Raw genomic sequence first — 24057 nt, 5'->3', positions numbered from 1 at the left:
GATAATGATGGATATAAAAGATTTAAATGAATTAAGAAACGAATTTGAAATGATGCAAAAACAGGCAATGCAGGCTGCCTGTGATGACGGAAGTTGTGCAGAAGATGAATATGAAGACTATCCAGACTATTTAAAGGCCATTTATGCAGAGATTATGCCTCCGGCAAAAAGCGGTATCTATTTTTCAAGATGGGATTTAAAACGCATAGCTGCTGAACTGGGAGAATCTTTTGCAATAGATGTTCGTGAGAGAATGTTTAAAAATTTTATGCAGTGGATTGCTACACCCGAAGATATGCTTGCTGTTGTGGATCAGTTTAAAAAACATATGGATATGAAATGTGCTTTATACAATGAATATGTGCAAAATTACCCGGCAATGAAAGAGATTTTTGAACCAAAAATCCAAAAAGCTGAAAAAGCAAAAAAATATCTTGACAAGGTCTATATCGAGTTTTTTACCTAAGTTTTCTGAGTATCTCTTTTTTTATTTTGCTGAGATTGAGGGGATGCTTTTGATGAATATTTTCTTCAAGATTCGCAATATATTCATCCAGTCCCTTGCCCGGATACTGCATAATTAAAAGCAACAGCAGTTCTTTGGCTGTTTTAGCTTCTTTAATATCTTCAAATTCTTCCTTTTGTTTTTTTGAAAAAAAGTTTTTTTGACTGAACTTTGCAGTAAGAAATCCGCTTAAAAAGAGTAGTATGTATATGAAAAAAGTTTTAATCTGCGTAAAATTTATCCAGGTTTCTTTTTTTGGTGCATTCGTTTTGTCTAACAAGAGTGCAGGATCGATTTTTTTTACTTTGACTTTATATGCTTTTGTGTGGAGGGTGTAATAGCTGTTTTTGCGAGGGGAATAAACTTCTAACGCAAAAGAGGGGATTGTAAAATCATCTGCTGCGCTGAGGGCATATATATACTCTGTATTGATAATATACCCATCTTCCGTAAGCCTGGAAAGTTTATCTTTTCTTTTTGAAAATATGCTTACATTTTCAATCTGCGTTTTGAGGATATTCAATGCGGTTTCTTTATAACCGGTACCGGAGAGTATATAATGCAGATTGACAATCCCGTACTGCTCAATTTCATTGGTGTCAATTGCAGAGCTGATTTTAAAGTCTCCTACCAGGTCAACATGTTTTTTAAATTTTTCCACCTTGAGTGTTAAAGGTTTGAGTGCTATTTTTGTATCATAGGTGCTGATGGCTATACTGTCATCATGATCATCCACGTAACTTTGCTTGACAGCTTTGTCACTGGCGGTACGAATAATAAAATCAAAATTTATATGAAGTGTTTTTGCCTTGAGGGGAAAAAGAACAAACTTAAAGGTTGTCTTCGTGTTGTGGTAGCCTTTGTCCTGTATACTTTTTTGTAAAAGTTTTACTTCATAGTCAGGGCTTTTTTGCACATTAAAGGAAAAGAACATATTATCACTGTGGTTTTTCTGTTCCGCCTGAAAGGTAATGAGCAGAGGTTCTTTGATATGGACACTTTTTTTATTGGTTGTAAGTTTGTAGGTTGCCAACTGGCCTGCACCAAAAAGTGAGACGGCAAAAAGTATAAAAAGCAAAAATATCTTACCAAGGGTGTTTTTCATTTGTATATCCTTTGTTTATTAGTTCATAAGCTCTGTATCCCAGCTTATATTTTGATTTGTTTTTCTTCTTTACATGGAGAAGATTTTGGTTCTCCCTTTTCTTTTTGCTGTTTTTTCCACTTCCACTGCTTTTTTGAGAAGCTTTTTGCTGAGAATTTGATGCACTGCTTTGATTTGTATTTTTTTTCTGTGTATGTTTCTGCTTTGGCTGCTTTTTTTGCTGTTTGCTGTTTTTTGGAAGTATCTGTGCGAGTTTTTTTTCATCCTGCAGGCCTAGTTTGTACAAAAGCATAAGATTGTCAAAAGTATCTTTGTCAAATCCAAGCGCCAATGATTTTTGATAATATTGTTTAGCTCTGCTGTATTTTTTTAAGGCAACTGCACAGTTTCCGAGATTGTAAAAAATGTTTTGTTTGAGCTTTGGATTAGGAGAGTGAATCTGTGAAAAAAGGGCAACAGCTTTTTTGTAGTTTTTTGCTTTGTAATACGCGACCGCACTGTTGTAGTAGCTCTCTACGGAGGGAGAGAGTTTGAGAAACTCCTGTGCAGCCGCTGTATAGTGTTTTTGTTTGTATGTCGCTTGTGCCTTTTTGTAATGATAAAAATCAAGCAGTGATGTTGCATGGACAGGGTAGGGCATCAGGAGTAAAGGCAGAAAAACAAAAAGTTGATGTAGTTTTGTCACAGAAAGAAAAAAACTCAATATTGCCATAGAAAGAGGAAAAACAAAAAGTTCTTGGTAGCTGAGTACTTTTGTACTTGACTGTATTGTGGTGTCTTGTTTTGCAAGATCATTAATAATTTCTTTTGCAACATCTCTGCCTGCACTGTTTAATTCGTAATATTTTCCTCCGCATTCCTGCGCCAATGATTTTAAAAGAGGATTTATTCTTGAAATGACAAGGTTTTCATTATTGTCCAAAATGGGTTTGTTGCCTTTTTTAAGCGTAGTTCCTCTGTTTGAACCAGTAGCGACGATATAAGGGATGATACTGTTTTTCTTGCATATACTCACAAGGCTGGCAAGATCTTTGTCCTCGCCCCCGTCAGTGAAAATAATGAGATTTTTTTGTTTATAGGAGGTCTTGGCAATACTTTGAAACAAAGAGAGCAGGGAGGTTCCTTTGGTTAATATATATTTTGGCGCCAAAGAATTGAGGGCCATCATACTGATGGTACTGTCTGTTGTCGGCGGTGAGATGAGCATGGCATTGGAGGTGAAGGCAAAAATACTGAACCGATCCTGATTCAGTTGTCTAAGCAAAGAGGCAATATTTTTTTTTGCCACTTCATAGCGTGTTGGCTTCAGATCATCCGCCTGCATTGAAAAGGATGCATCAAGGGCTATAATATAATCCTGTGCATCAAATTTTTGCTCGATCGGTTTGTTTATAATGACCGGTCGGCTGAGTGCGAGGAGCATAAAAAACAGAGAAAGGTAGAGCAGGTTCTTTTGCCGTTTTGTCTTTTGCTGTGTCTCTTTTATATCATTCTTATAGTAAAAATAGAGTGGAATAAGAAAAGAAAGAACCCAGGGATACAAAAGTGTCATAAAACTTCCTTTTTCTGTTTTGCAATGAGATACAGCAGCAGGAGCAATGCCAAAGTAAGCGGATAGATAAAAAGGTTTTGTTTATGAAGATAATGTTTTGAGCGAATGGCACTTGGTTCGAGTTTGTCAATTTCCTGATAAACCTCTTGCAGCATCTTGACATCTTTAGCCGCAAACATTTTTGCACCTGTATTTTTTGCTATGAGTTTGAGAAGATTGGCATCAAAAGAAGAGGTGTCTCCTATCCCTATGGTATAAATTTTCACATGCTGTTTTTTTGCCCTTTGTACCGCCTCTTTTACAGAAACAGCACCACTGTTCTGATAGCCGTCTGTCACTAGAATAATCACTTTTTCTTTTGCTTTTCCTTTTTTGAGTATTTTAAGAGCTGTTGCCAGTCCTTCTCCAATAGCGGTGCTTTCTCCTGCAATGCCCACATCAAAAAAATCCAGTAAAAATGCAACACTCTTCATGTCATAGCTCAAAGGAATGGCAGGGTAGGCATAGCTTCCAAATATTGCTACACCGACATTGTCATTGTAACGTTTGGATATAAATGACGCTAAGAGTTCTTTGAGTGCATCAAATTTTCTTTTTTGCGGATTGTCCGGATCGAAACCGCTTTCTGCCATGGAACCGCTGGTATCAAGAGCAAAAACCAAATCTCTTCCTTTTCGCTTGGAAGAACTTTTTTGGTCATATACAATCGGTGAGGCAAGTGCAAAAATCATAGAAGAGAGAATCAGAGAATAGAGCAGTTTTTCCTTGTTGATGAAAGAGGTTTTTTTTGAAAAGAGATGTATGTGCGGGAAAATAATTTTTTTGAGCGTAAGCGGACATTTGTATATGCAGATTACCAAAAGTAAAAGGATGAAAACATAAGGATATTCAAAGGTAAAATTATTCAATTTGTCACTACTTTTTGATACAATTATAGCAAAGAGGAGATGAGAATGAGATTTATTTTTTTATTTGTTATCCTGCTAACGAAAATATATGCAGATTCAGATGCTTACAATCGTGGTGAAATGCTTTTCTTTGCCAATGCCTGTTCAAGTTGTCATGGACCCTCTGCCGAAGGAAGCAGTACCTACCCGAGACTTGCAAACAAAAAAAGCAGCTACCTGAAAAAGAAACTAATTGATTTCCGCGCAGGAAAGGCCAGCAGTGTTTCACAGCAGATGATGGCTCAGTTTGCGAAAAAACTGAGTGATCAGGATATTGACGATTTGTCCTTTTTTCTTTCCAATCACAAAGAAGTTCCTGTTGAAGATGTACAGGATGATATACTGGGCGGGTTTGGTTCATAAACCTGTCCCGACACTTCTGACTTCAAGCTCACTCAAGAAGAATTTTCATTTAATTTTATTGCATTAATGCGGCATAAATAGAGTCTGTAACCAAATCGTTACTAAATTGTTATGTTGCTGAAATCATGAAGGTATATCATTTCATAAATTTAATTACGGAGATTCTTCAATGAACAAGTTCAAATTGATAACACTTAGTTTAGTAACAGCAACAGCAATCGGTTTTAGTGGTTGTGGTGGCGGTGGTGGCGGTACTACAGACACAACAACACCAATTCCAGACACAACAACACCAACTCCAGACACAACAATACCGGATGCGAATACAACAACACCGAACACTGCAACAGTAACAAAAACGGATCTTTCAGGAGACATAACAGCAGATATGACTTTAACAGCAGACAAAGTATGGAGACTCAACGGTCTTGTAACGGTAACAAACGGAGCGACACTTACAATCGAGCCGGGAACTGTAATCATTGGTAAATCAGGAACAGGTGCAGCTACATCATACATGATTATTGATAAAGGTGCAAAAATTATTGCTGATGGTACTTTTGACAAGCCTATTGTATTTATGAGTGAGACTGCTTATGACGGTGGTGCTGACGAGTGGGGTCAATGGGGTGGTTTGACACTTATCGGTAAAGCCGGAAATTCTCAAGTACAGCCATATGAAGTAAATCCTGCTTTTACTGCGGATTCTACAGATTTGGCTGACAATTCAGGTGTTTTAAGAAATGTAAAAATTCTTAACTCCGGTATTACTATGGAAGTAGATAAAGAGGTGAACGGTTTGTCTATGGTTGGTGTTGGTTCAGGCACTGTTGTTGAAAATATCACAGTAAACAAATCTGATGATGACTGTATAGAGATCTGGGGCGGTACAGTCAACCTTACAAATGTAGATGTTTCTGAGTGTAGTGATGATCACTTCGATATTGATGACGGATACAGCGGAACGGTAACAAATCTTACAATTCACCAGACTACAGGAAACTCCGGTATTGAAATGTCAGGAAATACTGTGGCAACATTTGATAACTTTGATATTTATGTAGCTTCTTCGGCTGCTAATACTGCAAAAGAGGGTGCAATCTATTTCAAAAAAGACGGTATCGGCGGACACTTTAAAAATGGTACGGTTATCTATGATATTAATTCCACATATGCTGCAGTTTATTCAGTAGGTACTGCAGATATAGCAAACACATCTTTTACTAATGTCTCTTTGATCGGTTCCAACCCATTAAAATTCAATGGAGATCCTGCCGGAAATTCTGCAACTGACCTTCAGACTGTTTTTACAAGTGATACTACGAATAAACTGAATGCAACAGTAGCAAAAACGGATCTTTCAGGAGACATAACAGCAGATATGACTTTAACAGCAGACAAAGTATGGAGACTCAACGGTCTTGTAACGGTAACAAACGGAGCGACACTTACAATCGAGCCGGGAACTGTAATCATTGGTAAATCAGGAACAGGTGCAGCTACATCATACATGATTATTGATAAAGGTGCAAAAATTATTGCTGATGGTACTTTTGACAAGCCTATTGTATTTATGAGTGAGACTGCTTATGACGGTGGTGCTGACGAGTGGGGTCAATGGGGTGGTTTGACACTTATCGGTAAAGCCGGAAATTCTCAAGTACAGCCATATGAAGTAAATCCTGCTTTTACTGCGGATTCTACAGATTTGGCTGACAATTCAGGTGTTTTAAGAAATGTAAAAATTCTTAACTCCGGTATTACTATGGAAGTAGATAAAGAGGTGAACGGTTTGTCTATGGTTGGTGTTGGTTCAGGCACTGTTGTTGAAAATATCACAGTAAACAAATCTGATGATGACTGTATAGAGATCTGGGGCGGTACAGTCAACCTTACAAATGTAGATGTTTCTGAGTGTAGTGATGATCACTTCGATATTGATGACGGATACAGCGGAACGGTAACAAATCTTACAATTCACCAGACTACAGGAAACTCCGGTATTGAAATGTCAGGAAATACTGTGGCAACATTTGATAACTTTGATATTTATGTAGCTTCTTCGGCTGCTAATACTGCAAAAGAGGGTGCAATCTATTTCAAAAAAGACGGTATCGGCGGACACTTTAAAAATGGTACGGTTATGTATGATTTACCTTCTACAATCACATATGGTGCTATCCATTCAAGAAACAATGCAGACATTGCAAACACATCGTTTGAGAATGTCTCTTTGATCGGCTCCAATCCATTAAAGTTTACTGGTGATTCTGCTACTGATCTTCAGGCTGTTTTTGAAAATGGTGTGGGTAATAAATTAAACTAGTCTTTATGAGAACAACCAGGCATTTAAATGTCTGGTTGTTTTTCATTGTAACCATTATGTAATCTTCCTGTAATCTTTCTAAAACCTACTTCTGATATTCTTCGCTTAAATTAATTATAACGACGGAGAAAACATGATCTTTTATCATAAAAAGATAATCTATTCAATTGCTTTATCAGCAACTTTATTATCTGCACCACTATCTGCTGCTACGCCCAATGAAGAGCTTGCAACATCAATTATTAAATTGCGAGGAGATGTTGAAAGAATTTATTCCAACATCAAAGAAAACAAACAGAGATACAACTCTGAGATGAAATCTCTGTCAATGCAGATTATTGATCTGCAGGCGCAAATTAATAGAAAAGCAACTGCGATTAAACTGACAAAAAATGATCTTGAAAAGATAAAACAGAAAATCAAAAAGACTTCTGACGGGAACAAAGATCTCAAACCCTTAGTTCTCGATGCACTTGCTTTATTGGAAAAATCCATACGAGAGGGAATTCCCTTTATGGTGCAAGAAAGAGTGAATGCACTGCACAAGATTAAAACGGATATGAATGAGGGCCTTATAACAAACGAAAAGGCTCTTGCACTTACATGGGCAAGCTATGACGACACTATCAGGATTACAAAAGAGATAGGACTCTTTAAACAGCAGATTGACTTTAAAGGAAAACAGGTTTTGGCAAAAATAGCAAAACTCGGTTCTGTCGCTCTGTTCTTTTCTACGCCGAGCAATGAAGTTGGCTATGTTGTGAAAGAAGATAATAATTATATCTACAGACATATAACTGATCCTAAAGATATAGAAAAAATAGTTGCGCTGTTTGATGCGCTCCAAAAACAGATAAAAACCGGTTTCTTTGAATTACCGAATGCTTTAGTTTTACAAGGGAGCAACTAAATGAAAATTTTACTTACATTGTTTTTACTGTTATCAACACTGTTGAGTGCAGATGAATTAAGAGATGCTTACGAAAAAGAGTTTACTTTTTTAAAAGCACAAAAAACAGAACTTGAAAAAAGACTGCGCCAAGAGAAATTGTTTCAAACAAAAGAGGTGGCCATAACAAAACAAAAAGTACAGAACTTGCAAAACAGATATGTGAAGCTTTCTCAGGAAGAGAAAAACTTAGAAAATCAAATGCAAAAACTTTCTGTCAAACTTGATGATAAAAGGTCAAATAAAGAGATTATTACAAGTGTGCTCATTCAAGCGAAATCACTTCTTGAAGAGTATAATATAGAAGTAAACGACAAAAAAGATGCAGATATTCTAAAAGTCATGAGAAAGGCTTTCGTAGACGGAGCGCATCTTTATAAGCAACTCTCTTCTTTAGAAAAAGAAAATGGAAAATTCTATCTTACAGATGGTACAAAAACAGATGGAACTATCATTAAAATTGGAAATATCGCAGCATATGGAGTTGCTGACAAAGCAAAGGGTGCCTTGGCACCGGCAGGCAACGGTGAGTATAAAATTTGGAACCAGGATGCCAGTGCCGATGCTTTGGCTTTTGCAAAAGGCACTCCAAGAAAAGATATTAAAATATTTATTTATGAAAATCTTGATAAAGATGTAGAGTACAAGAAAGAAAAGACCTTGGAAGATACCATTAAGGGCGGTGGTACAATTGGATATATCATCTTAATTCTGGGTGCTTTAGGCTTACTGCTTATACTCATCAGAACCATACTTCTGATACGTGCGGGTTCCAATGTCAAAGAAATTACAAATACAGTCGTAGAAAAACTTCGAAATAACAAACCTCAAGAAGCACTAGAAGCGATTAAAGGCTATAAAGGTTCAACGGCCCGTGTCATTAAAGCAACACTCCGAAATATAGACAAAGACAGAGATCATATAGAAGATATTGTAACAGAAAATATTTTAAACGAATCAAGCCATATTGACAGATTTGGTAACTTTGTACTGGTTTTGGCTGCTGTAGCACCGCTTCTGGGACTGCTTGGAACAGTGACCGGTATGATAGCTACCTTTGACATCATTACAGAATTTGGTACGGGAGATCCAAAATTACTCTCAGGGGGTATTTCAGAGGCACTTGTTACAACAATGTTAGGTTTGATAGTAGCCATTCCGTTACTGCTTTTAGGAAATTTACTCAGTGGTTGGGCACAGAATATCAAAGATTCTATGGAACAGGCTGCCCTGCATATCGTAAATGAATATGAGGTTCATAAAGAAAAATGATGAATGAGATATTAGTCTACTGGAATCAGTTCATAAATATTATGAACTCTGGTGGAATCATCATGTGGGTACTTTTCGCACTGAATCTGCTTTTGTGGTACGGCATCGGTTATCGCTATCTTACTCTTAAAAGAGGGACGCGTGGCAATGTAAGACGTCTTATAGAAAAGCATGAAAAAAGAGGTAGCGAAAAAAAATATTCCGGTCTTTTAGACTATGTTGTAGCTGATTCGATACAGGCATATAAAACAGCGCAAAGTATTGGTAAAAAGCCACGGGCATTTATTTATGATGCGATTTTTCCATACATAATACTAATAGGAAAATATTCCATTTTAGTAAAAACAATAGTCATCCTGGCTCCTCTTGTAGGACTTTTGGGAACTGTTGCCGGAATGATTGAAACTTTTGACGCACTGCAGTCAAGCTCTATGTTCTCACAGGGAGACTCTATTGCCGGCGGTATTTCAAAAGCTTTGTTTACAACAGAGCTTGGTCTTGTTGTCGCCGTACCGGGTTTAATTATAGGAAAAATTTTAGATAAAAAAGAAGAGCAGTTCATACTTGAATTTGAACAAATTGTGGACATACTCAGTACAAAGGATGAAAAATGAGATTTAGACAAAAAAGCCAAAACGTAGATAGCGTTGATGTTTCGCCACTTATAGATATGGTTTTTATTCTTCTTATATTTTTTATGGTGACGACAACGTTTGTAAAAGATATGAAATTAGATTTAAACCGTCCTTCAGCAGCATCAGCATCGCTTGCCTCAACAAAGGTTATACGGGTCTATATAGATAATAACAGTGAAATTTATATAGATAACCAACCGGTAAAATTATGGGCGATACAGAGCAAACTCAGAGATCTTTTACGCGCATCAACAGAAAAATCGGTATTGGTTGTAAGCGATGACACTATTGCAGTCAATGTTCTCATTAATGTTGTAGATGAAATACGCCAAAGTGGTGCTAAAGATGTCGCGGTTTCTACCACTAAAGAGATGGGATAAACAAATAATGCCTGAAAAAAAATATTCAACAAAAGGAAGAACTTTATCAGCACTTCTTATTCTGCTCTTTGGCGGAATTTTGATGGTTGTGCTTGTTGTTTCCTTTAACAAAAATATCGAACAAAAAGAGCCTGTTGTTAAAAAAGAGATACGACAGATAAAAAGTGTGAAAACCAAAGTAACACCTGAAAAACCAAAAACTAAACAAAAACCAAGACCAAAAAAGGCGCAGCCAAAAGCACCGTTGCCAAATTTAGACTCATCATTGGCAGGTATTGCTATGGATATTCCGGAGTTTCAAACTGACAATATCGCAGGTGATACGAATAAACTGCTTGAAGATATTGTGCAAGATACAATTATGAATGAAAATACGGTGGATGTAAAACCAAGCATTGTATCAAGACCACCATTGGAGTATCCGGAAGATGCTGCAAAAAATGGTATCAAAGGGTATGTGGTTATTAATATTCTTATTGGAAAAGACGGAAATGTCGAGATTGCCAAAGTTTTAGAATCTCAGCCAACCGGAATATTTGACCAAGCAGCGCTTGATGCTGTTTACTCATGGAGATTTAGCCCTGCTAGATATAAAGGTAAGCCTGTAAAAATGTGGGCTAAACAAAAAATTAGATTTCAGTAGGGAATGCAAATGTTTACAAAAATATTACAGAGTTTGTTACTAACACTGCTTTTAAGCAGTCATGTGATTGCCAAAAAGGATGATGCGGTTTCGATTGACCATATTGCGCTTGCCACATTGATGATATATGATGGGAAATATGAAAAAGCACATGAGGAACTGGATGTTGTCAATCAAAAATCTCCAACTTTTGATGCGGCTAAATATTATACTGTCCTGGGTGTTTTATACTCTAAAGAGGGAAAAACAAAAAAGGCAATACAAGCTTATAAAGAGGCAATAGAAGCTACAAAAACAAAAGAGTTTAAAGCTCCGAAAGTTGAAATACAGGAGAAGTATCTTTTTTCTATAGGAAGTCATGAAAAACAAAAAAGCAGACAACCGGAATTTAATCCTAAAAAGAAACGACAGGAAAAGCTGGAACAGCTTTACATGTACCTGGCTTCGGAATATTACAAGATAAAAGATTACAAAAACACAGTCAAAAGTCTTGACAATGCAGGTGAAAAAGGAAAAAACCGCGCTGAGCTTTTTACTTTGAGAGCGGAATGTTATTACAAAACCAAAGCGTATGACAGTGCCATTAAAGCATTGAATACAGGTATGAAACTCTTTCCGAAAAGCAGTACCGTATTGCTGAAACAAAAATTTTACTATCTTGCTGATTTGGGATTGTATCAATCCGCCATAAAAACAGCAAAAGAGTATATGCAGCAAGTCAACAGTAGTTCAAAAGAGTATATAGCACTTGCACAGATGCTTCTTGAAACAAACCAGATTGACAGTGCTGTTGAAATACTCGAAGATGCGAAACTGAGATTTCCAAAAAATGCAAAATTAAGTTTTTTGCTGGGGCATTTATATCTTAAAAAAGATATGAAATTTACGACAGCAAATCTCTTTGAAGAGAGTTCTTATTTTGACAAAAAGTATCTTAAGGATGCTGTGGAGATGAATAGACGTGTGGGACAAACTACACATGCACTCTATCTTAATACGCACAATATAGACAAGGTGGAAAAGTTGAAACAAAAAATAGCACTTTACCTTGATGCGCAAGAGTTTAGAAAGATCATAGGACTGAAAAAAGCACTGCTTCGCTATAAAATGCTTGATGATGATAATCTTCGGTATGCTCTTGCCTATTCGTATTATATGGCAGGTGATTACAAAAATGCCGAAAAAGAGCTGAAGCATATTTCAAACAGCGAGCTTTTTAATAAAGCAACAATCATTAGAAAAAATATAGAAAAATGTACAAACAACAGTCTGGAGTGTTTATAAATGAAACAGTTATTTAAGATATTACTGATAACTCTGTGTAGTATAGGCAGCCTTTATGCGGAAGATACGGGTTCAGCTTCCGTATTTTCTTTTTTAAATGGGATGCCATTGGAAAACAATGAGATTTTAGTCGACGGAAAATATAAATATTATACTGATGAAGATGGAAGCGTAGAGATTGTTTTGGAAACAGGAAAACATCAGATAGAAATTTTTGCCAAAGATGATCAAGGCCATAATCTTGGATATACAAAAAAAACTGTTATTATTAAAGATTCCCGGGATACACAGCTTATTGCGACTTTTAAAGAAAACAGTGCTGTACCCTATGTAGAAATTGATACACCGGTAGGTGATACAAACAGTATAGTTGCCAAAAATTTTGCAATCTTGCAAGGAAGCGTTCTCAGTGAGGAAGACGGCAAAGGTGTGGCAAATGCAAGAATCTTTGTCAAAGGTACTGCCATAGATGCAAGAACCGATGAAAACGGCAGTTTTAGTATTGCCATACCGGCGGATACAAATCTAAGTATTTCAATAGTCCATTCAGAATACAGTGCGCAAACCCTGAATAACATCAGAGTAAAAAAAGACAAAACACATAAAGTCACTGTAAAATTGACACCTGCAAGTATGGAACTTGAAGAATTTATTGTTTTAGCGCCTCAGGTAAAGGGAAGTATTGCTGCAACCATGAATGAAGAAAAAAATGCCAATGCTATTACAAATATTGTGGGAAATGAGCAGATTGCCAGACAAGGGGACAGTGATGCAGCCGGAGCCTTGAAGCGAATTACCGGCGTGACGATAGTTGACGGAAGTGATGTTTATGTCCGTGGTTTGGGAGGAAGATACTCAAATGTTGAAATGAACTCTATGCCACTGCCGTCTCCGGACCCGCAAAGAAGAACGGTTCCTTTGGATATATTTCCGGCAGCGGTTATTGGGTCTATGCAGGTGCAAAAGAGTGCAACGGCAGATATACCGGCAAGCTTTGGCGGAGGATATGTGAATATCCGAACAAAAGAACAGGCAAAAGAGAACTATTTTAGAATTACAACAGAACTGAAAATGAACTCTTATACCGGAAAAAAGGTAGCAAACTATGAAGGCAGTTCTACTGATTGGATGGGGTATGATAACGGGTACAGAGCTATACCTTCTGATATTTTAAATGATTCAAAAATTGTTGTAGGTGAGCGTGTCCCCTCTTTTGATCCGGCAAATAATGCTGAGTATATGCAACAGATTACACAGAGAAGTTTTAATATTACTCCACAGGCATTAGCTCCTGGCGGAAAAGTGTCAATAGAAGGAGCGTATAATCAAGATATTGCGAGCAGAGGGCATATTGCAGTTTTTGCAAACTACTCTTATGGTCAGGATCATACGTATAGAGAGGAGAAGTATTACAATTATAATTATAACCAGGCAACTGATACACTCTATGAAACACCAAATCAAGAAGGAGATGTATATAAAACGGTTGATCAGTATAAAAACTCTGCAATTTTAAATGTTCATTATAATTATGCCAATGTTTTAAATTTAAAGTTCACACAGCTTTACAGCAAAATATCTGAAAAGGTAACGAAAATTACAGATGGTGTTGCAGGATCAAATGATGACTGGAGAATTACTTATGATTTAAACTGGGAAGAAAGAACACTGCTTGCCAGTCAATTTTCAGGAGATATGCTTTACAGTGTTGTTGATTTAAAAAATAAATTTTCTTTTGGTGCTGAAATAACGCAGGCCCTTCTTGATCAGCCTTCAAACTACCGATATACCTATTTTAGAAATATAGGATTGGATGGTGTACAGATTGGAGATCCTTACCTGGACAGATATGCACCAAATGTTTTTTTAAATCTTACAACAAATGATGACCTGATGGCATTTTATCTTAAAAACAGAACAGAATTTGAACTTCTGAGCAAGGATGATTATCTCGAAATCGGTTGGAGCAACAGTGCAAAAACAAGAGAATCCCGTTATAACAAATATCGTGTGAATCAGTCAAGCAATGCAGGAAGACTAACTGAGGATATAGATACAATCTATAATAAATATCTTGATGATTTTTCTCTTGATATCTCTTTTCAACCAGCGTACTGGTATGATGCTGAGGTTGATGAGACGAGTACGTATGCAAACCTGTTCTTAAAACCTACAAAGAAGACAGAGCTCCTGGTAGGTGCTAGAAGTACAGACTTTCAACAAACTGTTTATCAGTATACAAATTTTAATAACCTGTTTATACCAATAGAAAAAGTGCCTGAAAACTTGTCTTTCAATTCTATTTTACCAAGCATGACATTCAAGTATATTTTTGATAAAAAGAATCAGATAAACTTTGCCTATTCACAAACGTATATTGTTCCGGATTTAAGAGAATTTACAGATACCGAGTATTTTCATCCCTATGACATAGCAACAGTAAAGGGGAATCCGGATTTGAAAAATACAGATATAACAAACTATGATCTGAGATTTTCTCACTATTTTTCATCAACAGAGAATGTAACTTTTGGTACATTCTACAAATATTTAGATAAACCTATTGAAGATGTTTTGTTACCCACCTCTTCTTTGCCAAGATACAGTTATGCCAATGCAGACTATGCAACACTTTATGGGATTGAACTTGATGGGAGAAAAAATCTTGATTTTATTGCCAACTCTTTTAAACGATGGTATTTTTCTGGAAATTTTTCCTATACGAAATCAGAAGTCAATCTTACGCCTCAGCAGCAAGAACTGTATACAACAAATAAAAGAGAGTTGCAAGGGCTCTCGCCTACTGTTGTGAATGTAACCGTTGGTTATGAAAAGAAAGATAGAAGTGTAACACTTTCGTACAATAAAATGGGTGAACGTATCCGTAAAGTCGGTATGATTGATGCAGGTGAGCGTTATCCTGACCATTATGAGGTACCTCCGCAAATTGTTGATTTTGTTTGGATAGAAAAATTTAAAAACCATATTGCCCTGAGACTAAGACTAAAGAACCTTCTTGACGAAGAGACGATTTGGTATCAGGGAAGCCGATCCAATGTTACCAAACGATTCCGTACCGGCCGGTTTTACAGCTTTTCCTTCAGCTATAAGTATTAAACATCATTTTGTTTTACGGAGTGATGTGAAAATTTAAATGCAGAGAAAAATAAATAATGGAGCTTCTATGAAAAAGCATATTCTTATTGTTGATGATGACAGTGATATATTAGAGCTGTTGGAGTATACACTGCAATCAGCCGGTTATGATGTTATGGGATTTTTGAATACAAAACATGTACGGGAAGCTTTAGTGCAAGAATCAATTGATTTGATTTTGATGGACAGATCACTTCCTGAAATTGAAGGCAGCTTATATGTTGAAATGCTTCGTAACAAAAATATTAACATACCTGTTATTTTTCTCTCTGCTAAAAACTCACAAGAAGATATTAAACACGGGTTTTTAAAAGGTGGTGATGATTATATGACAAAACCATTTGATATAGAGGAACTTCTTCTGCGTGTTAAAGCAGTTTTGAAACGTTCTGACATGCAAACAAAAAATATTGTGGAACAATTACGGTATAAAGATATGCAGTTGGACCTCAGTTTACAAAGACTCACTGTACAAGATCAGAATATTAATCTGACAAAACAGGAAACAGCTCTTTTACAACTTCTTATACAACATCGAGGCAGAGTTTTAGACAGAGATTACCTGCTGAAACATATATGGAAAGATTCGGAAAACATTCACCGCAAAACTGTTAACGTTGCGGTTAAAAGATTAAAAGAGAAAATTGATCCTGCAAATACAAAAGAGTACATAAAAACCATACGGGGTATTGGATATATGATGCTTTAGTATACAGTTATTTACCTGCCCACAGCATTTTTAAATAGAGCCCTGGTGTTGAAGTGTACCCAACTTCGCTAAATACCATTTTTTTGTTTTTGTCATAGATAAATGTAGTCGGAAATCCGGGAATATGAAATATTGAGGAGAGTTTTCCATTTTGGTCGTTGACAACTTTGAAAGTGTAATTGTTTTCATTAAGATATTTTTGAAGCTTTTCATCACTCCCTGACTTCACAGCTATGGTAATGACTTCAAAATAGTGTGATAAAAACTCTATATTTGAAGCTTCAAGCTTACATGTAGGACACCAACTGGCCCAAAAGTGTACTAAAACCGGTTTGTTTTTTGCTACTTGATACTCTTGATTATTTATAAGTTTAAAGCTGTCAACACTTAAGGGACTATGTGATAAATCCTGACTTCTGTACAAACTTAAAGCATTTGCAAAAAGAGTCATAGTAATCACAAAAAAGATAATTTCTTTGAGGTAGTGTTTCATTTTTTTTAGCATAAGATAAGCTTAACACTATTGTAATAATAAACTGATAAAATGCTAAAAAAATAAAGGAAAATACATGGTTAAAGCACTACTTGTTTCACTGTCTTTCGTATTGATTACGGGATGTAGCACTTCATTGCACAAAGCAACCCCTCATAAAACAAAAAAAACGGTGCATAGAATGTTCCAAAGTGTTTCTAAGGAAAAAGCTGTTTTATTACAAAAAGGAAAAGATAAAGAATCTTGCCATATATGCGGTATGAATTTGGTAAAGTTCTATAAAACAAATCATGCGGCAAAAGAGAACGGGATAACACATCAGTACTGTTCAATTCATTGTTTAACAAAAGATATAAAAGAGGGCGCTGAACTTGAAAATCCTCAGGTTGTTGATGTGAGCACTTTAAAATTTATACCGGTTACTGAAGCTTATTATGTTGTCGGGAGTAAAAAACCTGCAACTATGAGTAGAGTGAGTAAATATGCTTTTAAATCTTTAGATAATGCAAAAGCATTCCAAAAAAAATACGGTGGAAAAATAGTTGATTTTTATTCTGCCTGGCAGATTGCCAAAAAAGATTTTAAATAAGAGGGAGGGATGGAGATAGAGTAAATTACTCTATCTCAGCATCGATAACATCGTCATCATCCTTTTTCTTTGCCGCATCTGCAGCTCCGGCTTCACCGCCTTGCTCTTTTTTATACATCTGCTCTGCCATTTTGTGGCTTGCTTCTGTAAGTACTTTTACTTTCTCTTCAATTTGCTCTTTTGTAGCGTTTTCATCTTTTAGAACATCTTGAAGATCATTGATAGCTGCTTCTATTTTTGCTTTTTCATCAGCTGCAAGATTGTCACCCATCTCTTTCATTGATTTTTCAGTTTGTGCAATCAATGCATCTGCCTGATTTTTGAGTTCAACAACAGCTTTTCTCGCTTCATCTTCAGCTTTGTGTGCTTCTGCATCTTGAACCATTTTTTCAATCTCTTCTTCACTCAATCCTGAAGCACCTGAGATTGTAATTTTTTGCTCTTTACCTGTACCTTTGTCTACAGCTGAAACTGTTAGTATACCATTTGCATCAATGTCAAATGTAACTTCAATTTGAGGTACACCGCGTGGTGCTGCCGGAATATCAGTCAGTTCAAACAGACCTAAAGATTTGTTGTCTTTTGCAAACTCTCTCTCACCCTGCACAACATTAATGCTAACAGCTGGTTGGTTATCTTCTGCAGTTGAGAAGATTTGAGATTTTTTTACAGGAATTGTTGTTCCTTTTTCGATAACTTTCGTTGCAACACCGCCAAGTGTTTCAATACCAAGTGATAACGGTGTAACATCAAGTAAAAGAACATCTTTCACATCTCCGCGTAATACACCACCTTGAATAGCCGCACCCGCTGCAACAACTTCATCAGGGTTTACTGATTTGTTTAACTCTTTGCCGTCAAAGTAGTCAGAAACTCTTTTTTGTACCAAAGGAACACGAGTAGAACCACCAACCATGATGATCTCTTTGATGTCACCTTTGCTTAAGTCTGCATCTTTCATTGCAGTTTGAACATGATCCATAGTCTCATCAACAAGTGATTCAATCATTCCCTCAAATTTTGCACGAGTGAGTTTTACAACCAGGTGTTGTGGACCTGCTTCTGTCATTGTGATAAACGGCAAGTTGATTTCAGTTTCTGTCGCCGAACTTAACTCTTTTTTCGCATTTTCAGCAGCATCTTTTAAACGCTGTAGTGCCATTTTGTCATTTTTAAGATCAATGCCGTGACTTCCTTTGAATTCACTTGCTAACCAGTCAACAATTTTGTTGTCAAAGTCATCACCACCAAGGAATGCATTTCCATCCGTTGAAAGAACTTCAAATGTTCCGTCAGAAATTTCAAGTGTAGTTACATCAAATGTACCACCACCAAGGTCATATACTAAAACATCTTCATCAGATTTTTTCTCTAAACCGTATGCAAGTGCTGATGCAGTTGGCTCATTGATAATACGAAGTACATTCAGTCCTGCAATTGTTCCCGCATCTTTTGTCGCTTTTCTTTGGCTGTCATTAAAGTATGCTGGAACGGTAATTACAGCATCAGTAACTTTTTCTCCAAGATAGCTTTCTGCATCTTCTTTTAGTTTTGAAAGAATTTTTGCTGAAATTTCCTGTGGTGTGTAGACTTTTCCTGCAACATCAACTGCTGCCATACCGTCTTTGTCTACTATTTTATATGTTACTTTTTCCTGTGCAAGTTTTGCATTCTCTTCATTCATCATAAGACCCATGATTCTTTTGACAGATGAAATTGTTTTTTCCGGATTTGTGATAGCCTGACGTTTTGCCGGATCTCCGACTAAAACCTCTCCCTTATCTGTAAATGCAACAACTGAAGGTGTTGTGTTTTTCCCTTCTGCATTTGGAATGATTTTCGCTTCACCACCCTCATATACTGCCACACATGAATTTGTTGTTCCTAAATCTATACCTATTACTTTGCTCATTGTTTCTTCCTTTTTTTAAGTTTAATTGAATTTTATATTTTTTAAAACAGTGTAATTGTACGCTCTTTTAAATTTTTTTTTTGCAACCTAGGTTGCATTTACTGCAAGTTAGTTTGCAACAACAACCATAGCTTCTCTTAATGGTCTCTCTTTGTACTTGTAACCTTTTTGAAAAGTTTGAACAATCTGTCCACTTTCAACTTCATCACTGTCAACACTCTGTACGGCATTGTGAATATTTGGATCAAACGGTTCTTCGTGTGATACCATTGTTACACCGTGTTTTTCCAGTGCTGTAGTAAACTGCTTGAGTGTAAGTTCAATACCTTCTTTGAGTTTTTCTATAAGTTCCTGAGGATCAGCATCTGCTTCGGCAGATTTTAAAGCCATTTCAAGAGAATCCACTACAGGAATCATGTCTTTTGCAAATTTTTCATTTGCATATTCAACCGCAGTATATTTTTCACGCTCAAGTCTCTTTTTGATATTGTCAAAATCAGCATGAACACGTGCATATTTGTCTTTTAGTTCTGCGAGTTCTTTTTGCAGTAAATCTAATTCGTTTTCAACTGCTTCAGCTTCAGCAGCGACTTCATCATTCTCTATCTCGTTATTATTTGTATTCGTATTTTCTTTTTCAGACATAATGATTCATATCTCCTTTTTTCTTGAAAAGATAACGTATTATACACATTGAGTGCAATAATGTCAAGTAACAGTTGTGTAATTTGTATAAAATAACTTTAGTCACATTGTATCAAGTTTGTTTTTCGTCTTTTTAAAACTGTAATGAAGCTTCACTTGAGTATTATTATACTACAAATTTATGGAGAAATATTATGAAATATTTAACTTGGTTTTTTGCTGGCATTGTAGGTATATTTATTTTCGTGTATGTCATACTGTTTACGGGTTTTGGCAACTCATTGATAAAACCCGCTATAGAGAGCAAAATTAGAGAAGAGACGAAACTTGATTCGAAACTAAAGGTTTTTTCTTTATCAATGAGCGATTTTCAAATAGTTTTGCAGTTAAATGAGAACAATACAATCAAAGTTGCAGGAACATATTCGATTTTTTCAAAATCTTTTGATATCCAATACAGTGTTGATTTAGGGGAACTTGCGACGCTGCAGCCTTTGACTTCAATACAGCTGCAAGATTCTTTTTTTACGAACGGAACCGTAAAAGGGAATGACAAACTGTTTACTGTGTTAGGAAAGAGTGATGTTGCCAAAAGTAAAACAGACTATAAAGTTGTTATGACAAATCTCAATCCAAGTGCAATCATAGCCAGAGTAGATACGGCCGATTTAGCCTCTTTGCTGCATATGCTTAATCAAAAACCGTATGCAGATGCCGATGTGAATCTGAATGTCAATTTTAAAAACATCACACCGCATCAACTTGACGGTGATATTTTTCTTGTTACAAAAAACGGAAAATTAAACGCAAGCGTGATGAAAAAAGATTTCAATATCATTATTCCTCCAACAGCATTTGCTATGAATTTGGATGCAAAGCTCAAAGGCGATGCAATTGAGTATAAATACAAGCTCAACTCAAACCTTGCCAAAATGACATCGCAAGGCAATATAGTTCCGACTCCGTTACATGTAAAGGCAAAATACGCATTACATGTAAAGGAGTTGGCAGTGCTTAAACCGATAACTTCGGCTGATATAAGAGGAAAATTAAATCTCAACGGAACAGTAGTCGGCAATAAAGAAGAAATGATGCTCAAAGGAAAAAGTGACCTGGCTGCTTCAAACACAGCATTTGTAGCAACGCTGCATGATTTTGCACCTAAAAGCATTGAAGCGGATATAAAAAGTCTCAAACTTCAAAAACTGCTTTATATGCTCAAACAGCCTCATTACGCAGATGCGTTGTTTACTATGCATGTAAATATCAGCAATGCTGACCCGAAAAATCTGCAGGGTGTTGTGACATCCCAAATTACAAAAGGATTGGTAGACACAAGGTACATCACCAAAGCATATAAGTTTAAAAGTATGATGCCAAGAACAAAGTTTCATGCTACAACCCATACAGTACTCAGCAAGAATATCGTTGACACAAAATTAAATTTTTCTTCAACGCTTGCGAATTTTGTCATTAAAAAAGCACGTTTTGATACAAAAGAGGCTTCCTTCCAAACTGACTATGCCGTAAAAATTCCTAATCTTGAGCAACTCTATTTTGCAACGCAACGGCATCTCAAAGGTGCTTTGGCCGCTAATGGAGTATTGAAAAAAGCAAAAGATTTGGATTTTACACTTTTTTCAAATGTAGCCGGTGGTAAACTTGATGCAAAACTGCACAATGATGATTTTGTTGCAAATTTAAAATCACTGCAGACTTTGGATATTCTTGATATGCTGCTGTATCCTAAAATATTTAAGGCTTCTGTAGACGGAAAATTTCTTTATAATCTCGCTGATGAAAAAGGTGACTTTAAAGGATTGCTTTCCAAAGGTACATTTATGCCTAATCAGGTGCTTGATTTGACAAAACAATATGCACATATAGACCTGTATAAACAGCGTTTTAAAGGGGATGTGCATGCAAAAATCAAGAAAGAAAAAATTGTTGCCTCTTTGAATTTAAAGTCAAATACATCTTCCATTGTGGCAAGAAATACAAAAATTGACACGAAAGCCAATACAATTGATGCAAAAATAGATATTAATGCGAACGGCAACCCTTTGAGTGTTACGCTAAAAGGAAATATTAACAGACCAAAAATCGGGGTAGACGCAAAGCAGATTATCAAAAAAGAGGCAACAAAAGCCATTGAAAAAGAGATACAAAAAAGAATAGGAAAAGATGTAGGAAATCTCCTAAAAGGACTATTTTAGACTTGCATCTGTGAGCGTAAGGCAGAAACTGACGGTTTTGCTCTGTTCTTCAACTTTTGTACAGGCCTGTGTAAGTGTTTGTCCTGTTGTGACAATATCATCAACTAAAATGATACTGTCGCCTTTGAACTTTTTCAGTAGAAAATTTCTTGGATTTTGTTCTCTAAAAAGCCTGGTCTGTCCGGAATAGGATATTTGATTGGTGGCTCTGAGTTTATTAAAAAGGGGTTGGATGTTGTAGGTCTTTAGATGATTGTTGAGTATGGCTGTGTGTGAGTAGCCGCCCGTACTGGTATCATCCACTGCCAAAGAGACAAATTTTTCTTTTGTATGAAACTCTTTGGCAAATTTTTTAAAACTGAGTTTTGCCAAAATAGTGTAAATATAAAAACCCAGGTCTGTATGTTTTGTAAACAGCAGTTCTTTTATCTCTTCGTATTTGTAAAAAGAGAGGATGTCAACACCGTTAGCGAGAGTTCTTTTGTAAAGAGCAGGGGAGAGAAAAGTTGTTTTACATGTAGAACATATATGTGCAAAAGCATAACTTTCACACACTATACATTTCATTAAATCTACTTTAGTCCATTTTTAAAACAGACATAAAAGCTTCTTGCGGCAGTTGCACCTTGCCTATGGATTTCATACGTTTTTTCCCTGCTTTTTGTTTTTCAAGGAGTTTGCGTTTACGGGTAATATCTCCGCCGTAACATTTGGCAGTGACATTTTTTCCCATTGATTTGACTGTCTCACGGGCTATGACCTGATTGCCCAGAGATGCCTGCACGGCTACTTCAAAAAGTTGACGGGGAATAAGCTCTTTCATGTTTTTTACAAGAGTGCGTCCGCGAGAAAGCGCAGAGGTTCTCGGGACAATCACACTGAGTGCATCCACGACCTCTCCGGCAACCTTGACATCAAGTTTGACAAGGTCGCCCTCTTTGAATTGAGTCGGTTCATAGTCAAAAGAAGCATAGCCTTTGGAGATGGACTTGAGCGTATCATAAAAATCCACGACTATTTCATTCATCGGGATTTCATACTCAAGCATTACTCTCTCTTCGTTGAGGTAGGTCATTTTGTTTTGAATACCGCGTTTTGAAACCAAAAGATTCATGATATTTCCCAGATATTCACTAGGGGTTATCACTGTGGCTTTCACATAAGGCTCTTCTATTCTGTCTATATGATTGACTTCAGGTAATTCTGAGGGGTTTTGCACTTTTACCATCTTCCCGTTGTTAAGGTACACATGGTAAACAACCGAAGGAGCCGTGGCAATCAGATCAAGTCCGAATTCTCTCTCGAGGCGCTCTTTGATAACTTCCATATGCAACATACCTAAAAAGCCTACACGAAAACCAAAGCCGAGTGCTATAGATGTTTCAGGTTCATAAGAGAGGGAAGAATCATTGAGTCTGAGTTTGTCAAGTGCATCTCTTAAGTCTTCAAATTTGTCAGTATCTATAGGGTAGAGTCCGGCAAATACAAAAGGTTTTGCCGGTTCATAATCCCCAACCGGTTTGGCAGTGGGATTTTTTGCATCGGTGATGGTATCACCGACACTTACCACACTTACTTCTTTAAGTCCTAAAATCACGATGCCGATTTCACCGCTCTTTATAGCCTGTGTTTTGATTTTTTTCAGAGGATGCGGGTACATCAAGTCAAGCACCTGATGCTCTTCACCGTTTGACATCAGTTTAATTGTTTGATTTTTTCTTATTTCTCCGTCAAAAACACGTACAAGTGCCAGGGCACCAAGATACTGGTCAAACCAGGAATCATAAATAATCGCTTTTGTCGGTGCATCAGGGTTTCCCTTTGGTTCAGGAATTCTTTCAACAATGGCGTCAATAAGTTCCCGAATCCCCACACCTGTTTTGGCACTCACAAGGACAGCATCTGTGGCATCTATTCCTATGGATGTTTCTATCTCTTCGGCAACTTTGTCAGGATCGGCTGCGGGAAGGTCTATTTTGTTAATAACGGGAATCAGTTCAAGGTCATTGTCAAGTGCCAAATAGACATTGGCAATTGTCTGTGCCTCAACACCCTGTGCGGCATCAACGATAAGCAGGGCTCCGTCAGAGGATGCCAAAGACTTGCTCACTTCATACGAAAAATCGACATGACCCGGTGTGTCTATAAGATTGAGAATATAATGTTCTCCGTCTTTTACATAGTCAAGCCGAACAGATTGGGCTTTGATGGTGATGCCGCGTTCTTGCTCTATATCCATGGTATCCATCATCTGCGTACCCATTTCTCGCTCGGTAACAGAACCACACTCTTGTATAATTCTGTCAGCCAGGGTACTTTTTCCATGGTCAATATGGGCAATGATTGAGAAGTTTCTAATGTTTTTCAATGATACTC

The 24057-nt window shown here is 36.8% G+C and carries 21 protein-coding genes; 13 read left to right on the top strand and 8 right to left on the bottom strand.

Annotation, left to right across the window (positions count from 1 at the left end):
* The first annotated feature begins 4 nt into the window (after positions 1-4).
* The gene (locus tag LCX93_RS09290) at positions 5-466 is read left to right on the top strand and encodes a hypothetical protein (RefSeq protein WP_226066032.1); all 462 of its coding nucleotides are present in this window, start codon (positions 5-7) and stop codon (positions 464-466) included.
* Here LCX93_RS09290 and LCX93_RS09285 read toward each other — a convergent pair.
* The 3 genes from LCX93_RS09285 to LCX93_RS09275 are packed head-to-tail and all read right to left on the bottom strand — an operon-like array spanning position 459 to position 4070.
* Positions 459-1610 carry a hypothetical protein gene (locus LCX93_RS09285; protein ID WP_226066030.1) on the bottom strand — a complete coding sequence of 384 codons (1152 nt, stop codon included), beginning with the start codon at positions 1608-1610 and terminating at the stop codon, positions 459-461. The two genes, LCX93_RS09290 and LCX93_RS09285, sit on opposite strands and share 8 nt — an antisense overlap.
* Positions 1591-3162, bottom strand: a complete 1572-nt coding sequence (locus LCX93_RS09280; RefSeq protein WP_226066028.1) for a vWA domain-containing protein — start codon at positions 3160-3162, stop codon at positions 1591-1593. Before LCX93_RS09280 ends, LCX93_RS09285 begins: the two co-directional genes overlap by 20 nt.
* Positions 3159-4070, bottom strand: coding sequence for a VWA domain-containing protein (locus LCX93_RS09275; RefSeq protein WP_226066027.1), 912 nt, complete (start codon positions 4068-4070; stop codon positions 3159-3161). The genes LCX93_RS09280 and LCX93_RS09275 overlap by 4 nt, the downstream gene beginning before the upstream one ends.
* Positions 4071-4115: 45 nt before the next feature.
* Here LCX93_RS09275 and LCX93_RS09270 point away from each other — a divergent pair, with 45 nt between their 5' ends.
* From LCX93_RS09270 to LCX93_RS09225, 10 genes are all read left to right on the top strand, one after another.
* Positions 4116-4472, top strand: coding sequence for a c-type cytochrome (locus tag LCX93_RS09270; RefSeq protein WP_226066025.1), 357 nt, complete (start codon positions 4116-4118; stop codon positions 4470-4472).
* 169 nt (positions 4473-4641) lie between these two features.
* On the top strand, positions 4642-6798 hold the full coding sequence (locus LCX93_RS09265) for a beta-helix domain-containing protein (protein WP_226066023.1): 2157 nt from the start codon (positions 4642-4644) through the stop codon (positions 6796-6798).
* A gap of 133 nt (positions 6799-6931) precedes the next feature.
* Positions 6932-7708: a DUF3450 family protein gene (locus LCX93_RS09260; RefSeq protein WP_226066022.1), complete on the top strand. Its 777-nt coding sequence runs from the start codon at positions 6932-6934 to the stop codon at positions 7706-7708.
* Positions 7709-9019 carry a MotA/TolQ/ExbB proton channel family protein gene (locus LCX93_RS09255; protein WP_226066020.1) on the top strand — a complete coding sequence of 437 codons (1311 nt, stop codon included), beginning with the start codon at positions 7709-7711 and terminating at the stop codon, positions 9017-9019. It abuts the gene before it with no gap.
* Entirely contained in the window at positions 9016-9633 is a 618-nt protein-coding gene (locus LCX93_RS09250; protein WP_226066016.1) for a MotA/TolQ/ExbB proton channel family protein, read from the top strand. The genes LCX93_RS09255 and LCX93_RS09250 overlap by 4 nt, the downstream gene beginning before the upstream one ends.
* Entirely contained in the window at positions 9630-10034 is a 405-nt protein-coding gene (locus tag LCX93_RS09245) for an ExbD/TolR family protein (protein ID WP_226066015.1), read from the top strand. Before LCX93_RS09250 ends, LCX93_RS09245 begins: the two co-directional genes overlap by 4 nt.
* 7 nt (positions 10035-10041) lie before the next feature.
* The gene (locus tag LCX93_RS09240) at positions 10042-10677 is read left to right on the top strand and encodes an energy transducer TonB (RefSeq protein WP_226066014.1); all 636 of its coding nucleotides are present in this window, start codon (positions 10042-10044) and stop codon (positions 10675-10677) included.
* A gap of 9 nt (positions 10678-10686) precedes the next feature.
* Positions 10687-11961, top strand: coding sequence for a tetratricopeptide repeat protein (locus tag LCX93_RS09235; RefSeq protein WP_226066013.1), 1275 nt, complete (start codon positions 10687-10689; stop codon positions 11959-11961).
* Positions 11962-15078 (top strand): TonB-dependent receptor domain-containing protein, encoded by a 3117-nt coding sequence (locus tag LCX93_RS09230; protein WP_226066012.1) that lies wholly within the window; start codon positions 11962-11964, stop codon positions 15076-15078. It abuts the gene before it with no gap.
* A 67-nt stretch (positions 15079-15145) separates the two neighbouring features.
* Positions 15146-15826: a response regulator transcription factor gene (locus LCX93_RS09225; RefSeq protein ID WP_193151936.1), complete on the top strand. Its 681-nt coding sequence runs from the start codon at positions 15146-15148 to the stop codon at positions 15824-15826.
* Between the two features lie 7 nt (positions 15827-15833).
* On the opposite strand, the gene LCX93_RS09220 is transcribed toward LCX93_RS09225, so the two are convergent.
* Positions 15834-16331 (bottom strand): redoxin domain-containing protein, encoded by a 498-nt coding sequence (locus LCX93_RS09220; RefSeq protein ID WP_226066011.1) that lies wholly within the window; start codon positions 16329-16331, stop codon positions 15834-15836.
* A gap of 64 nt (positions 16332-16395) precedes the next feature.
* Between LCX93_RS09220 and LCX93_RS09215 the strand changes: the two genes are divergently transcribed.
* Entirely contained in the window at positions 16396-16908 is a 513-nt protein-coding gene (locus tag LCX93_RS09215) for a nitrous oxide reductase accessory protein NosL (RefSeq protein WP_226066010.1), read from the top strand.
* 25 nt (positions 16909-16933) lie between these two features.
* Here the strand turns inward: LCX93_RS09215 and dnaK are convergent, their stop codons facing one another.
* Positions 16934-18820 carry a molecular chaperone DnaK gene (dnaK, locus tag LCX93_RS09210; protein WP_226066009.1) on the bottom strand — a complete coding sequence of 629 codons (1887 nt, stop codon included), beginning with the start codon at positions 18818-18820 and terminating at the stop codon, positions 16934-16936.
* 108 nt (positions 18821-18928) lie between these two features.
* Positions 18929-19465 carry a nucleotide exchange factor GrpE gene (gene grpE / locus LCX93_RS09205; protein WP_193150264.1) on the bottom strand — a complete coding sequence of 179 codons (537 nt, stop codon included), beginning with the start codon at positions 19463-19465 and terminating at the stop codon, positions 18929-18931.
* Between the two features lie 194 nt (positions 19466-19659).
* Between grpE and LCX93_RS09200 the strand changes: the two genes are divergently transcribed.
* Entirely contained in the window at positions 19660-21681 is a 2022-nt protein-coding gene (locus LCX93_RS09200; RefSeq protein ID WP_226066008.1) for a hypothetical protein, read from the top strand.
* Here LCX93_RS09200 and LCX93_RS09195 read toward each other — a convergent pair.
* Together LCX93_RS09195 and lepA are read right to left on the bottom strand one after the other, a co-directional pair.
* Positions 21673-22248, bottom strand: a complete 576-nt coding sequence (locus LCX93_RS09195) for a ComF family protein (RefSeq protein ID WP_226066007.1) — start codon at positions 22246-22248, stop codon at positions 21673-21675. The two genes, LCX93_RS09200 and LCX93_RS09195, sit on opposite strands and share 9 nt — an antisense overlap.
* A gap of 10 nt (positions 22249-22258) precedes the next feature.
* Entirely contained in the window at positions 22259-24049 is a 1791-nt protein-coding gene (gene lepA / locus LCX93_RS09190; protein ID WP_226066006.1) for a translation elongation factor 4, read from the bottom strand.
* Positions 24050-24057: the final 8 nt, after the last annotated feature.

The sequence above is a fragment of the Sulfurimonas sp. SWIR-19 genome (assembly GCF_020410885.1).
Classification (GTDB): Bacteria; Campylobacterota; Campylobacteria; order Campylobacterales; family Sulfurimonadaceae; genus Sulfurimonas; species Sulfurimonas sediminis.
This window is presented reverse-complemented; position numbering and strand designations above follow the sequence as displayed.